This is a genomic window from Pseudoalteromonas sp. S1727 (assembly GCF_005886375.1).
GTDB lineage: Bacteria > Pseudomonadota > Gammaproteobacteria > Enterobacterales > Alteromonadaceae > Pseudoalteromonas > Pseudoalteromonas haloplanktis.
In genome coordinates this window covers 1-14,959 of record NZ_PNDT01000064.1, presented here as the reverse complement: position 1 = coordinate 14,959, position 14,959 = coordinate 1, and the positions used below count along the sequence as shown (strand labels likewise).

Here is a 14,959-nt window from a genome sequence, read left to right as displayed (position 1 = left end):
TTATTTAAAAGCCAGCGTATGCTGGCTTTTTTATCGATTTTTTACGCTAAGTTTTGTATTTAAATACGCGTGTGTCAGTTTAACTCTCAAACAACTCATTTAATGTGAAATATTCAACCCCCACACCTTCTTGTGTGCATACGTTACACATCTTTACAGCGACTTGTTCGCCCGAAATCGGCTTAAACTTTTTAAGTCCTGGCAGCATAGACAAAACGGGCAAAAGTACACTCCCTATTTTTTCACCGATACGAAAATCACCATCGCGTTGGCCAAGTAACAAAGAAGGTTGAATAATGCTGATGCGTTTGAACGGTAGTTTCTTCACTGCATTTTCAAGCTCACCTTTCATTTTCAAATATGCGTTACTACTGTGTGCATTTGCACCACTGGATGACACCAATAAGTAATGCGTAACACCCATATTTACCGCGAGTTCAGCAGCTTGAAATTGGTAGTCAAAATCAACCTTACGCTGCGCAGTAATAGAGCCCGCGGTTTTTTTTGTGGTGCCCAAACATGAAAATAATACATCGCCTTTAAATAATGGTGCGTGCTGGGCTAAATGGTCAAAATCAACCACATGGTTCGTTACTTTTTTATTTTTGCATGGGACTGGGCGGCGAGTGAGCGTAATGACTTGGCTGATATGTACATGCTCTACAAGCTGCTTAACTAATTGACTGCCGACTAAGCCTGTTGCGCCAATAACAATTGCGGTTTTGTTCATATTTTCCCCATTGGTTGCACTACACTCTATTTAATAAGCGCCTTTGTTATAACACGTTTTAGGTCGTTATTGCGAAAAAGACCGAGTAGGGAATAATTAAAAAACGAAGCTACAACATCTATATTAAGCATGGCATTATGTATTACTGTGTTTACTGCGTTGTAACTATGGCAGTAACGTGATAATCGATAATTATAGGCGGGCGTTTGACGATGATGACATTAACCACTCATGATACAGTTGCTGTGTTAACCCTCACAAACGGTGAGAATCGCCATAACCCACAGTTTGCAAAGCAATTAAAGCAAACACTGGTAGAGGTTGTTGCAGATCAACACCATAAAGCCTTAGTGATCACCTCAAGTGATGAAAAATGCTGGAGCTTAGGCATTGATACCGAGTGGTTGGTACCTGCGATGAAAGCTAAAAAAGCCGATGAAATACGCACTTTTATGTATGACATGGACGATGTATTTAAAACCTTATTACTGTTTCCTATGCCAGTAATAGCAGCGATTAATGGCCATGCGTTTGGTAATGGCGCTATTTTAGCGTGCGCGTGTGACTTTAGATTTATGCGCGGCGATCGTGGTTTCTTTTGCTTTCCTGAAGTGGATTTATCAATTCCATTTTTACCGGGTATGATCGCCTTTGTAAAAAAAGCCATTCCTTATTACCGTTTTAATGAAATGAAGTTAACCGGTCGACGCGTTACAGGGACTGAACTTGCAACCGATCATGTTATTGAAAAAGCCTCAGCAGATCATCACAGCTTATTTACCGATGCAATGGCGTTTGCCGCGACGTTCGATAAAAAGCGCGCTATTTTTGCCGAGCATAAAAAACGCTTACACAAAGAGATCGTTCAAATCATCGATGAAGAAAATAAACCTTTTATAGAGAATTTAGCTTTAATGGTTTGAATGAGGTAAGTTTTACTCAAATTACACTGCACCAGATTGTATATTAAACACTATTTACACCACATCAGGTCATAATTTATAAGGATTTTAAATTTCTATGGCAAAGCCTCAGCCTTTTTGGATTATTTTAATACTATTGCTCACCTGTTTTTTGCCCTTAGGTTTTTTTATCTGGTATGAAAGTGTTGATCCCGCATTTATTCCTAACGCTAATTATAATTTTATTCTTAAGTGGGTTTTGCCCTCGCTTACAGTGCTGACGCTTGGTTACTTTTTTAGTCGTTTTAAAAACTTTTCTGAAGTGAAAAAAAGCCTAGATGCGCATTTTATTGCTCAGGGGCGCTTAGTTAAGTATTTTACGCTGCTTTTTTCGCCAGTATTTATTTACTTCTATTTTTGGACGTTTATTAATATCCCAATACAGTTGTGGGCACAGTACCGTTTAGCAGAGTATTGGTCGCAAGAATATTTATTAGTAGAGGCAACAACATGTAGTAGTGACTATGAGGCGCATTGTGTAAAGCTCAGGTTTGCCGATTTAGCAAATGAAGAAACATATTCAGTACGATGGTATTTAGATAAAGCCGAATTATTAACGCTCAAGAACAAAAGAGTAAACCTGGTCGGAGAGCAAAGTTATTTTGGCTTTATTATCAATGAAATACAATGGTGAGTTGTTTTAAAAACAACACGTTTGATTAACCCCTGCCATTTTACAGGGGTTAATTTTATGGGTTAAGTTAGCCGCGCTTATGTTGGCGCGAAAAATCTATATTGGGACCTTTTGGCACCACTTGGGTGGGGTTTATCATGGTGTGGCTAAAATAGTAGTGCCGTTTAATATGATAAAAATCAACCGTTTCTTTTATTCCGTCAACTTGATAAAGCTCGCGTAAATACTCACTCAACGCAGGATAGCATTCGATGGTACGCAGGTTACATTTAAAATGCCCAACATACACGCTATCAAAACGGATCAAGGTGGTAAACAGTCGCCAATCTGCTTCAGTTAATGTGTCAGCCACTAAGTAACGTTGCTTGAGTAAAATACTTTCTACTTTATCCAGCGCGCTGAACAAGTCATTAAATGCCTCTTCATAGGCTTTTTGCGTGGTTGCAAAGCCGGTACGGTATACGCCATTGTTAATGTTGTTGTATACCAGCTCATTTATTTCATCAATTTGAGGCTGCAAGTGAGCGGGGTAAAAGTCGAGTTCATTGCCTGTTAAATGATTAAACGCGCTATTAAACATGCGAATGATTTCTGCTGATTCATTGCTCACAATTTTATTTTGCTGCTTATCCCAAAGTACCGGTATGGTAACTCGTCCAGAATAATCCGCTTTATTTTGCGTGTAAATTTGATGCATAAATTGCTTATCAAATAACGCATCCCCTGTGCTGTGATTATTTTTATCAAATGTCCAACCGTTATCGAGCATATCTGGGCTGACTACAGACACGTCAATATAGTCTTCAAGGCCTTTTAACTTTCTAAAAATTAAGGTGCGATGCGCCCACGGGCAGGCTAATGACACATACAAGTGATATCGGCCTTTTTCAGCTTTAAAACCAGCTTCTCCCGTTGCGCCTGCGCTGCCATCTTCGGTTACCCAGTTACGTAATTGTGCTGACTCGCGTTTAAACTCACCATCGCTTTTGTCGGTGTCGTACCACTTGTCTTGCCAGTTACCCTTGACTAGTAATCCCATTATTGACTCCTTATCATATTTTAAAAGCTACCAAATTTACCGCTTTGATAATCACTGATTGCTTCTTTGAGTTGTGCTTGCGTATTCATTACAAACGGGCCCATGTGGGCAATCGGTTCATTAAGTGGATCACCGGCTAAAATAAGCACCCCTGCGCCGGTTTGAGAATTAAATTTAATATCACTGCCAGGCTCTAAAATCAGTAAACTCCCCGCCATTACAGGGCCACCTTGCTCAGTGTTGATTGAGCCGCTGTGAATATAAATCATCACCTTGGTTTGAGTAAGCGGTGGGTGAGTAAATTCAGCGCCGCCAGGCACAGTAACATCCGCTAACATGCCATTGGCAGCCAGCTCCTGTAAGCTAGAAACCTGAGTGCGCTGGTTAAACTGCCAACTGCCAGCCAGTGCTTTTAGTTCAACACCTTGAGCATTTTTATGCACAGGTGCAGGGTGCTCGGTAGTATCTTGATATTTCGGTGCTCTGAGTTTTTCAGTGCTTGGCATATTGAGCCAAATTTGAAAACCATGCATGCCTTCTATCGCGTCAGCAAGCGGCATTTCGCTGTGAATAACGCCAAAGCCGGTACTCATCCATTGCACATCACCGGCGCGAATAGCTTTTTTGTTGCCCATTTGATCTTGGTGTTCAAAGCCACCTTTAATAATATAAGTAAAGGTTTCGATCCCTCTATGTGGATGCGCCGGAAAGCCCCCCATAAAATCACTGTGGTCGTCGGATTTTAATTCGTCGATCATTAAAAAAGGATCTAAATGTTTACCGTCAAACCCTGGAATTCGGCTGATGCTTACGCCATCACCATCTTGGGTGGCATGACTATTGAGTTGTTTAATTACTTTCATTGCTTTGCTCCGAATTGTGTATATGCCCATTTAAACATATTAAAATTAAACAACCATGGGTAAAAATAGCACTATTCATTCGCTTTAGAAGAATGTTCGTGCTGTTGTTTGGTTAAGTGATCGGCTACAAAGGCACCACGTTGGCCAGACTCACGATCAGGGCCAATAGTGCTATCAAGCATGGTTTGTTGTTCAGTACTGGCATTGATGGCTGCGCCGAAAATAATAATATAAGCGCTGATATACAGCCACATCAACATGATCACTACACCACCAAGCGAACCATATGTCTCATTGTATGAAGCAAATTGCGATACATAATATGAAAACCCGAGTGATGCAATTATCCAAAGTCCTGTTGCTATGATTGATCCTGTTGTAACCCAGCGCCATTTGGCGGGTTTTCTATGGGGGGCATAACGATATACGAACGCCAATGCGAAATGAAAGGTTGCAGCCAGTAATGGCCAAGTGAGTAGCTTGATTACTGTATCAATACTGTCTTTTAGGCCAACAATATTGAGCACAATAGGTAAAATACCAATGATCAACAATGCGACCACTGCAACAAAGATAGCGCCAAGAGAAAATAGAAAACGGATTAATAGTGCTTTGAAGAACTGCCTTTTGTTATGTTCATGGTAGGTAATGTTGCAAGCAGTGATCAACGCTTGGCAGCCTTTACTGCTACTCCATACCGTTAATAGAAGCGTACCTATTGCACTAATACTCAACACTTTTTGTGATTGTTGAGTGACCTCTGATACTTGCTGCATAAGGATTTCGCGGCTACTTGGTGGTAATAAGGTAATGAATTTACTAATGTGTTCACTGATATCCGCAGTCGAAGTGAAATAAGCATAAACGGAGACACAGGCAGCCAGTGCCGGGAAAATAGCCAATAACGCATAAAAGGCGACACCTGCGGCAACAAACGATAAGTTATCTTGCGACATACTGTGATAAACCCGTTTGCAGATATCCCACCAGCCAAGCAATGGAATATCTGTTGGTTTATTAGCCGTAAAGCCACGCTGTTTCTGTGTCATATTCTTTCCTTGCTTAGATTTTTTAGTCACTATTTATTAGACGTTATTTATTAAGATCATTAGACGTTAGACGGACGTTAGACATTAGAGATTAGTGCAAAGTGCTTGCCAGCTTAAACTGGCGTTTTATTTGCAATAATTTTTACTATTAGAGTAAATATTTATAGCTGATCAGCAATTAGGTATGTATATGGAAATTATAAATATCATTAAAAATCAATTGTTTATTTTATTACCTTCACTCAAGGTTAATGCCGACCCCGTTGCTATCGATCCTGTATCTTGGCAAGCAATCAATGTACAGATCGCGCATTTTTTACAAAGTGCTTGGCAAATGTTACCTGCGCTTACCTTGGGTGTTGTAGCGATAATAGTGTGTTATTTACTTGCGAGGCCGCTGTCTTATTTATTTGTTAAGCCCATCAGTTATGTGAGTGAAAGCCGGCTACTGCATGTTGTCACTCGTCGTTTCATCAGCATTGTGATTATTTTGTTTGGTGTTTATCTGTTTTTACGGCTAGCAGGCTTAAGTGAGTTTGCCGTGGCGGTGATGAGTGGTACTGGCTTAGTGGGTCTGATCTTAGGTTTTGCATTTAGAGATATTGCTGAGAATTTTATATCAAGTATGCTGTTGAGCGTACAGCGGCCTTTTCGTATAGATGATGTGATTGAAGTTGATGGTCGTTTAGGCGTGGTTAAAAAAGTTACTGCACGTGCGACTACCTTAGTTGATTTTGATGGCAACCACATTCAAATTCCTAATGCGACAGTGTATAAAAATGTGATTAAAAATCTGACTGCAAATCCCAAAATGCGTGGCCATTTTAAGTTAGGTATAGGCTATGACAACGACATACGCGCAACTCAACAATTTGCTGTTAGCCTAATGAATCAACAAGAGGCGGTGCTAAACGATCCAGCCCCGCAAGTGTTACTTGATGAACTGGGCTCTGCCACTATCAACTTAACCATATACTTTTGGGTTAACAGTGAGCAACACAGCACCGTTAAAGTGGCATCACAGTTAATGCGAGAGATGGTTAACAGCTTTATTGAGCACGGTATTAGCATGCCTGATGATGCTCGAGAGCGAATTATTTTAAATACACCAACGAGTGAGCAGCCACAAAAGCAACCGCCAGAGCCTGCAGTTCCAGAGAAAAAAGCCAAGATAACCGCTCACAAGCACACTGATATTGATGATGTGAGCAGTGATGCTGATGAAATTCGAGAGCAGGCCGATAGCTCACGTGATCCGGAGCAAGGTAATAACATAATCTAGTTCTTATTGTTATTCACTTATTTGTAAAAATAGTACGTTACTTTGTGGCCGCAGTGCAGATAGCGTATACTGCTGTGCTTGTAATTTTAACTTGCTCAAAGTGCTTAAATGGATCTGTTTAAATTACACCGTCTTCTTTTCCCTTTTCTAAAAATGACACTAAATAATGAATGATTTAACAGTAGTAACCCACAATGGTAATTTTCATGCAGATGATGTGTTTAGTATCGCAGCACTAAGGCATGTTCTTCCTGATTTTAAGCTCGTACGTACGCGTGATGCGCAGTTGATAGCACAAGCTGATATTGTTATCGATGTGGGCGGTGAATATGACCCAGAAGCTGGGCGCTTTGATCACCATCAACGTGGTGGCGCAGGTGAACGTGAAAACGGTATTCCATACTCGTCATTCGGTTTAATTTGGCAAAAATATGGCTTACAACTGTGCCATGGCGATGAAAATATCGTTAAAGCTGTTGATTCATCTTTAGTATCTACAATTGATGCCATTGATTGTGGTCATGTTGAAGGTGTGTCGCAAGGGATCAGTCTAAGCCAAACTATTTCTATGTTTAATCCAACGTGGCAAGAGGAAAGTGAGTTTGATCGTTGTTTTGATGAAGCGGTTGAGTTTGCAATGCGTATTTTATCGCGCTTTATAGCCTCGGCTAGTGGCAGTATCAATGCCAAAGCAATTGTTGCAAAAGCGATTGAAAACGCAGACGATCCTCGCGTTATAGTGTTAGAACAATATACACCTTGGAAAAAAACAGTGCATGCGTTATCGCAACAAGCGCTGTATATGGTTTATCCATCGCACTCAGGTAAATGGATTTTGCAAACAGTCCCAGTGGAGCCTGGCTCATTCGAAGATCGAAAATCATTGCCAAAAGCATGGGCGGGTTTATCTGATAAAGAGTTTCAAACTGAAACGGGTATTGATGATGCAATGTTTTGCCATAATGGCTTGTTTATCGCAGGGGCAGAATCATTTACAAGTACCATGAAATTAGCAGCGATGGCCTTAAGCGATCAGTAATAAATAGTTGTACCTAAAATAATTATAAAAAAGGGAAGCGTATTTACACGTTTCCCCTTTTTATATTATATGTATTAATGCCTAAAGTTTGGCAATAAAGCGGGAATACCTGGCAGCATACCCACCATGGCCATAACACTGGTGAGTAATACAAACATGATCAATGGGATGATCCAGCGGCTCATATGAGTAAGTTCTGAGCTGCGCTCTTTACAACCAATCAAACCTAAGTTATCGAGCAACATGGTTAGCGACCAGCCAAACGCGGGATTTACTAATGTAGAAGCAAAGACCACGATGGCAGCTGATTGCGTGGTTTTACCTTCACGGGTCATTTCCATGCCAGCTTCCAATAACGGGATAAAAACCCCCACAATTAACGCCACACACAATACTGGCTGCCAAATCGCGAGATCCATTGGATAACCCCATACCCCAGCAATCACACAAAATAATGCAGTTAAAATTGCACCAGCTGGAATAGGGCGCTTAGCAATTGCAGCTGGCACAATATAGGTCCCCCAAGATGAGGTGAAATTAGAGCCACCTAAAATAGAACCAAACGTTTGTCTGACCGAGGCACTGAGCATCGTATCGTCTATATTCATTTGCACTTTTTCAGTACGTTTTGGGTAGCTGATCTTTTGGAACACTTGGTGCCCTAAAAAGTCTGGGGACCACATGGCCACCGCAAGAATTGCAAAGGGTAATACCACCACAAAGCTTTCAAGGGTGGGTAAACCTAACATCCAACCGGTGTTTTCACCCCACCAATACATTGGGTTCATATTGGGTAAGCCCGGGGCGGTTTTAAATTCAAACGGCGCGCCTAAAGCAAAAGCTGTTAAGCCCCCAATCAAGCAACTCAGTGGTACAGCTAACCAACGTTTTTTAAAATGTTCGAGTAACGCATACAGTAATATAGTGGCCAAAATAACTATGAAAGCAATGTGGGTCATTTGAATTTCTTCTGCCCATGCAAACAGTTTTTTCACCTGTGATATGGTGCCGATAAAACCCAAATACAGTAATAACCCGCCGCACACGCCTTTACTGGTGAGCCGTGCTAGTAGACTACCTCCTTTACTTATCGCAAGTAGCAATCCTAACGCGCCAATGAGCAGCCCGAATGCCATAGGGTGACCGCCCGCGGCGACCACAATAGGAATTAATGGGATCAATGGCCCGTGCGTGCCTGCTAAGTTTGCAGTGGGCAAAATAAAGCCAGAAAATAAGATGATAAAAATAGCCACTATGAGCAGCTCATAGCGCACGTTTTCTAACACAAAGGCATCACTTAAGCCAAGCGGTGCTGCAAATGTGGCGGCAATTGCACCTACCATTACAACTTTGCCTATGGTACCTGCCATCGCGGGGATTGTGTCTTCAAATTCGAAACGGTAGTCGCGAAAAGGCAAATTAGGGCGCCAGCGCTTGGGCTGCATAATTTGCAGTTCATGCTCAAGGTAGTCATCTCGACTGGCAAACTCAGAACTGGGTTTATGAAGATTTTTATAGCTATCGGAAACGGTTTGAGTATCGCTTACCTGCTCAGCTTGGGATGAAGAGTCATCTTTTTGCGTTGTTGTCATTACTTCTCCTGCAACATACGTTGCTTACTCAAAATAAAAAAGCAGCTTTTAAAGCAACTCATTGAGATGATTTAAATGCTATATATTGAACTGTCACAGTAAAGTAGCCGCGTAAGAATTACGATTAGGCAAAGGTCGAGCATAGTGCTGCAAATGGTGTATGTGTTAAGTTAAAAACTGTCGAGTGCGAATTGTTATTGTTGTTTTAAATCATGGTTTTAAGTGTGTTTTTAGCGTCAAAAGTTGAAAGAGACTGTTTGGTAGCGCAATTGCTGGCTAATCAATTGGCTCTAAACCTTTAGTCTAATAAGCGCAGTAAAGTGTTAATAATCAATAACCAGCAGGACGGCTGTCTTGCATTATTAAATCTAACTTGGCTTGTGCTTTTTTGTCGCTTTCTAAATCAATGATTTCGATCATTTCACATTCGTCCCTTAGCATTTCGCTGATCAGGCTAGGGTAGTGACGACAATCTTCTGGTCTATCTAAGTAAATACTGCAGGTGTATTTATTTGCTTCATGGGGGGTTGCTTTGGGGGTAAGTTCAAGAAAAGGGCATCGGCTTAGTTTTTCCCCAGTGTGTGGGTCGTGCCATATTTGCTTATTTTTAACAAATGCGAAAATATCCGGATTAAAAATTTCCCACAGATCTATTTCCTCTTGTGTCGCACTGAGATCGCCATCGCCGTATTTAATACAGCATTTACCACACTGATTACATTCTTTCATAATGAACATTTCTGCAAGTTTGTGTGCTCACTATACAGCAATTGTTGCTCAAGGCAGATAAACCAGCCGATTATTATTACATGAGGTCAATTTTGTTCAATACGGCACACCGATGAAAATGAATACTCCTCTGTAAATTAATTACTTAAGTACATTTATGACTTTTTCTGTGATCATCTCAATGGCATTATTTGCCTTAGCAGCCTCTATTACGCCAGGCCCAGTAAACCTACTTTCACTAAGTTGCAGCGCTCGCTTTGGGGCAAGAAGCGGCCTGATCTTTGTAACGGGGCGAGCTTAGGTTTTATCGTATTGTTTTTATTTATTGGTTTTAGTGTGCACTAGCTGAGGGATACACTGGTGTGTAGTCGGGAGCATAAGGTTTACTACAGTCAAATAATACCAGTTCAGTATATTAACTTACCTCGGATTTTAAATACTGTCTACAAAAGCAACTGTGCTTGTATGTGTTGTTTCTATTAAAGACGCTTAGGTAAATGGCTACTCTTATAAACCACTATTATAGAATATAGATCTTAATTTTAGCCACGGATAAACGATCTCGCTTAGGGTGAATCATTTCAGCGTAGAGTGTATTAGAATAACCAGTTATTGGCCTTAAATAGATTGCTAAATTCAGAACCCTCTATTTATTGAACTGTAATTTATAACAAAAGGTAATGATAAAATGATGAATACAAAACTGTATAAATCAGTGTTGGAGCTCGCAGGAGAGCTAATGAATGCAGCGCAACAGCAACAGCAAGCGAGCTTTGATTCACTTTACGAGCAGTTAAAAGCACTGTGTATCGAACATGAAAATACTGAGAAAGATCATCCTGTTCAGTGGGAAACACTGGCTGATTTTACCGATGAATTTGCAGATGCCTTGTTGATCTATGAAAAAGCGTTAGCCAAAGCAACAGCTATTAATGCAAAAGATTATATGTCGTCTATAGGTTACGCTATGGCAACTATGCATGTCGAACTTGGGCAAACCGAAGCTGCGATTGCCAGTTTACAAGCTGCGCAAGTTAGCGCAAATAAAATTCCTGATAAAGCGCTGAAAGCTGAAATAGCTGAGTTATTAGACAGCTTAAAATAGAGTGTTTAATGGGTTATCTGGAAGAGAGGGTATTAAATGGAAGTTACACTAGGCAATAGCGCGGAATTAATTGCCCAAGCGCATGCTATACGCCATCAGGTATTTGTGGTCGAACAAAATATTCCACAGCAATTAGATTTAGATGGCTTAGATACTGAAGCAGTTCATGTTGTAGTGACTGATGCCGGCTCTTTAGTTGCAACAGCACGATTACTCCAACGTGATAAGTCGTGTGCTGTTATGGCCAGAATTGCGGTGTTAAAACAATACCGTGGAGCGGGGGTGGCAAAGCGGGTTATCAATGCGCTGTTATCACATGCAACAAAGATTGGCCTTACTGTGATTGAAATTCATGCCCACGCTTATTTACGCGATTATTACCAACACTTTGGTTTTCATTACGTTAAAGATGTCGAAGTGGTGGGCGAGCACCCATTAATTGAAATGCACTACTGTTTAAACCATTAACGGAGTAAATGTATACATGCGCCAAGAACTAAGAGATAAAATTCATACTGTGTGCTCAAAAAAAATAGCGGCGAAAGGCGACAATGTGGGGTTGTCTTTTTATGCTTTTTTTGCAAATAAAAATGATGACCCTGAGTTATTAATGGAAGCCGCGACTTGGTGGATACATACTCATCAATTAGATCATTTTGTTAAAGCACAAACGATTAAAATGATGATTGAAAATGATATGTAAGTGTGCAGCTTTTTGCAGGTGATTTAGATATCTTTCATAGGGGTATTTTGCTGGTGGCAGATGCATTTATTGCTCAAGGTTTTGGTTTTTTAAGTTTTTTATTGGCGATGCTGTGTTTTATGCAAAAAGATGATCGCCGTCTTAAACTGATCATGATTGTGATGAATTTGAATCATGCATTACATTTTTACTTATTAAATGCAGTAACATCTTCTTTATGCTGCTTATTTTCAGCAGCACGAACTGCGGTTTCGATAAAATCTAAGGCAACTTGGCTGGCGTGTATATTTGTTACATTAACTGCTTTGATTGGCTATTTTACAGCGCAGCAGTGGACTGAATATATTGCTGTGTTAGGTGCATGCCTAGGCAGTTACGCTTTGTTTTGCTTAACTGGGATCACCATGCGCTGGGTTTTATTATCAGGTTCATGTTTATGGTTGATAAATAATATTATTGTCGGTTCAATTGGTGGTGTGCTGTTAGAGGCAATGGTTATTGTTATTAACTTAATGACTATCTATAGGCTGAATGAACAACGATCTACGCTAAAGGAGTCAGTGTAAAATGAAGGACTTAATACAAGTCCTCCATAGCTAATTGATTATTGTCTGATTAACTCAAACATTTGATTTTCAGCGCCTGCTATACATGTCCATTGCAGTATATTTGTCCCATCGCTTGCTTTATTACCATCTACATCTAAACATAACTCGCTATTTCGATTGATAATACGCCATTTGCCAGCACCTGCACTTTGGAAACGAAATTGCTGATTATAACTTCCTGTATAGTTCCAGATATTGATATTCTCACCTGGTGTAGTTGAATGAGAATATACCTCTAAGCCTTTTGATGGAGCATTTACAGGCGAGATTCGATGCCAAACACCATCAACAGTTGTAATTGCAAACTTTTGACAGTCATTATTCAACCATGACCATTGCCTTACATTGCTTCCATCTGCCGTTTGGCAATTAGCAATATCTAAAGAAGTACCACTGTGTTTTGGTGTAATACGATAAGTACCATTAACTAATGTATTAGTCACATTGCTATTGGCCCCATCACTGTAGCCATTGTAGACTTCGAATTCTGCAATTTGAGGAACACCATTGGCAGAATGCACCACAAAACTGACTTTGGATAAGTTAGTATTTGAGAAGCTGATCACATTAGGTACTGCTCCACCATTTGCCAGTGTTACGCCAGTGTCATAATTTACTAATGACCAAGCCGTGATCTGTCCTTTAGTCGCCGCTGTTTCGATAACTCTCACGGCATTTATTGTCGTGTTGAGGTTTTTAATATTTATGCTACCTGTTGTAGACGAAGGCGACCAGTATGTAGAAAAATCGCCATCATTCACATTACCATAGCTTGAGCCACTGGCTTTTGAGCTACCATCAACACCAGCGTTGAGTGCTAAGTTTTCGCTAGAAGGAGTCGGCTCAGGGGTTGGTGTTGGATCTGGTGTCGGATCTGGCGTTGGATCGGTAGGCGGCGTAGTACCACATTGGCCGTTAGATGTTTGTAAGCCCTTATTTGCTCCTGCTGTTGCGGTAATAATGCTGGGAATACACTGAGCATTATCTAATTGATAGCTATAAGGGATAGTGATCGTTGTCGTCGATGTTGGGTTGGGACCTGCAGGATGCAGTTTACTTTCATCGTCAGACCAATCGATGTTATCCCAGATATTGCCACTGACTTGCCAGTAACCCATATCATTTGTATAGAAAGTACCAAGTGGGTCTTTGGAGTTTTTAAAGTAGTTATTTTCGGCGCGCATTTTACCGCCAATGCGAGGGTTCATACCTGATGAAACAAGTCCATTGTAATAGTTATTGTAAGCATGTGCTGTGGCGTGTCTCAATAAAGGTGTACGCGAATTGATGTTTTCATAGTAATTGTGATGAAAGGTCACAGGGCCGTTAGAATCGTCACTATCACTTGAACCAACCAAACCACCGCGTCCTGAGTTACGTAAAATACTGTACGATAATGTCACGTACTTTGTGTTACTTTTCATGTCGAATAAAGCGTCATAGCCTGAACTTTCACCACCGCTAGCTTCCAGTGTGACGTGGTCAACCCAGATATTACTGACATTTGACTCCATACCAATTGCATCTCCACCATTAGAAGTTGGAGAGCCTGACTTTTTGACATTTCTGACGTGGACGTTTTGAATAATAATATTTGAAGAGGAGCGAATATGAATACCCAGTTGATCAAATAGAGCGCCGCTTCCCACCCCAATAATTGACACATTACTGATTTCTTTTAGTTCAATTAGATCCGGTCCAGTGTTACAGCTGTCCCCTGAAACTTTACTGGTATTACCATGATTTATTGTGCCTTCAACGTGAATAATTATCGGCGTATCACTTGATGCACGATTACACAGAGCTTGATGAATTTGTGTGCCAGTTGTGGCATACACGATATCACCGCCAGCTCCTCCCGTAGTTCCACCATTTATTGCTGCAAAGCCTGAAGCGTTTGCAATGGCTGCGTTACCATAGATTGCGGCTGTAATGGCTAATGCCCGTGCACAGTAGTTAAAAAGAGTACTTTTCTTCATTGTAGTTCCTAATTATTGTATGTTCAGATCAAAACAATTAAATAAATTGTTAAAAGTGTTAACACAATCAAGGTTTTTAATGCTTGTACATCAGTGCTACCGGTGGCATTATTGCGCTAAATACTTTATTACGCAACGCTAATTACTGAATTTTTAGTTTTAAGTTCACCATTTTGGTTTACTTAAATTACATTTAAATTATTTTTATAATTTAAAATCAATAGTTTAATTTTTTTTGTTATTATTTAAAACAAATAAAAATAATAACAATTTATTTTTGTATGTTTATTTAAGGTGGTTAAGCTCTGTGGTTTTTTTAATTAACATTTGTACCTTTTGTGTTCTTAAGATCAGAAAGGTGAGGTGTTAGATTTTATGCGAATAATACTCGAGCTATTTAATATAAATCCTGTATTTAGATAACAAATAACAGTGTTGTTTGTTCTTAAAGCTAAGTTTTAGCCATAAATGCCTGATAATACCAATCGACTTAAATATTTAACCATTCTAGCGGGCTAAATAAAGCGCTAACTGCGTTATAAATTTTTCATGTAGAACAACTACATGTCAAAATTTATGCCTTGTTATCACTCCATTTATCTGTCGCTATAAATGGTCAGTAACTTAACACGATTGGTATAAAAT

General features: G+C 40.1%; 15 protein-coding genes. 8 read left to right on the top strand and 7 right to left on the bottom strand.

The window, feature by feature from the left end; translation table 11 throughout:
• Positions 1-79 precede the first annotated feature (79 nt).
• Positions 80-730, bottom strand: coding sequence for an NAD(P)H-binding protein (locus tag CWB85_RS14560; RefSeq protein WP_138555285.1), 651 nt, complete (start codon positions 728-730; stop codon positions 80-82).
• Between the two features lie 212 nt (positions 731-942).
• On the opposite strand from CWB85_RS14560, the gene CWB85_RS14555 reads away from it, so the two are divergent.
• Together CWB85_RS14555 and CWB85_RS14550 are read left to right on the top strand one after the other, a co-directional pair.
• Entirely contained in the window at positions 943-1,653 is a 711-nt protein-coding gene (locus tag CWB85_RS14555; RefSeq protein ID WP_016707569.1) for an enoyl-CoA hydratase/isomerase family protein, read from the top strand.
• Positions 1,654-1,750: 97 nt separating this feature from the next.
• A complete protein-coding gene (locus tag CWB85_RS14550; protein ID WP_138555284.1) occupies positions 1,751-2,326 on the top strand; it encodes a hypothetical protein in 576 nt (191 codons plus the stop codon).
• A 67-nt stretch (positions 2,327-2,393) separates the two neighbouring features.
• Here CWB85_RS14550 and CWB85_RS14545 read toward each other — a convergent pair whose 3' ends face one another.
• From CWB85_RS14545 to CWB85_RS14535, 3 genes are all read right to left on the bottom strand, one after another.
• Positions 2,394-3,365, bottom strand: a complete 972-nt coding sequence (locus CWB85_RS14545; protein ID WP_138555283.1) for a glutathione S-transferase family protein — start codon at positions 3,363-3,365, stop codon at positions 2,394-2,396.
• A 20-nt stretch (positions 3,366-3,385) separates the two neighbouring features.
• Positions 3,386-4,228, bottom strand: a complete 843-nt coding sequence (locus tag CWB85_RS14540; RefSeq protein ID WP_016707566.1) for a pirin family protein — start codon at positions 4,226-4,228, stop codon at positions 3,386-3,388.
• 71 nt (positions 4,229-4,299) lie between these two features.
• On the bottom strand, positions 4,300-5,277 hold the full coding sequence (locus CWB85_RS14535; protein WP_138555282.1) for a YihY/virulence factor BrkB family protein: 978 nt from the start codon (positions 5,275-5,277) through the stop codon (positions 4,300-4,302).
• Positions 5,278-5,467: 190 nt separating this feature from the next.
• Here CWB85_RS14535 and CWB85_RS14530 point away from each other — a divergent pair, with 190 nt between their 5' ends.
• A complete protein-coding gene (locus tag CWB85_RS14530) occupies positions 5,468-6,559 on the top strand; it encodes a mechanosensitive ion channel family protein (protein WP_138555281.1) in 1,092 nt (363 codons plus the stop codon).
• A 166-nt stretch (positions 6,560-6,725) separates the two neighbouring features.
• On the top strand, positions 6,726-7,598 hold the full coding sequence (locus CWB85_RS14525; protein ID WP_138555280.1) for an MYG1 family protein: 873 nt from the start codon (positions 6,726-6,728) through the stop codon (positions 7,596-7,598).
• Positions 7,599-7,672: 74 nt separating this feature from the next.
• Here CWB85_RS14525 and CWB85_RS14520 read toward each other — a convergent pair whose 3' ends face one another.
• Together CWB85_RS14520 and CWB85_RS14515 are read right to left on the bottom strand one after the other, a co-directional pair.
• On the bottom strand, positions 7,673-9,190 hold the full coding sequence (locus CWB85_RS14520) for a DUF3360 family protein (RefSeq protein WP_138555279.1): 1,518 nt from the start codon (positions 9,188-9,190) through the stop codon (positions 7,673-7,675).
• A gap of 330 nt (positions 9,191-9,520) precedes the next feature.
• A complete protein-coding gene (locus CWB85_RS14515) occupies positions 9,521-9,919 on the bottom strand; it encodes a YkgJ family cysteine cluster protein (protein WP_138555278.1) in 399 nt (132 codons plus the stop codon).
• Between the two features lie 688 nt (positions 9,920-10,607).
• On the opposite strand from CWB85_RS14515, the gene CWB85_RS14505 reads away from it, so the two are divergent.
• The 4 genes from CWB85_RS14505 to CWB85_RS14490 are packed head-to-tail and all read left to right on the top strand — an operon-like array spanning position 10,608 to position 12,293.
• The gene (locus CWB85_RS14505; protein WP_138555277.1) at positions 10,608-11,024 is read left to right on the top strand and encodes a tetratricopeptide repeat protein; all 417 of its coding nucleotides are present in this window, start codon (positions 10,608-10,610) and stop codon (positions 11,022-11,024) included.
• A gap of 36 nt (positions 11,025-11,060) precedes the next feature.
• Positions 11,061-11,492 carry a GNAT family N-acetyltransferase gene (locus tag CWB85_RS14500; protein WP_138555276.1) on the top strand — a complete coding sequence of 144 codons (432 nt, stop codon included), beginning with the start codon at positions 11,061-11,063 and terminating at the stop codon, positions 11,490-11,492.
• 16 nt (positions 11,493-11,508) lie between these two features.
• Entirely contained in the window at positions 11,509-11,727 is a 219-nt protein-coding gene (locus tag CWB85_RS14495; RefSeq protein ID WP_016707557.1) for a DUF6500 family protein, read from the top strand.
• A 2-nt stretch (positions 11,728-11,729) separates the two neighbouring features.
• Complete coding sequence (locus tag CWB85_RS14490; RefSeq protein WP_016707556.1) at positions 11,730-12,293, top strand: YgjV family protein; 564 nt, start codon at positions 11,730-11,732, stop codon at positions 12,291-12,293.
• A gap of 38 nt (positions 12,294-12,331) precedes the next feature.
• Here the strand turns inward: CWB85_RS14490 and CWB85_RS14485 are convergent, their stop codons facing one another.
• Complete coding sequence (locus CWB85_RS14485; RefSeq protein WP_138555275.1) at positions 12,332-14,314, bottom strand: pectate lyase family protein; 1,983 nt, start codon at positions 14,312-14,314, stop codon at positions 12,332-12,334.
• Between the last annotated feature and the right edge of the window lie 645 nt (positions 14,315-14,959).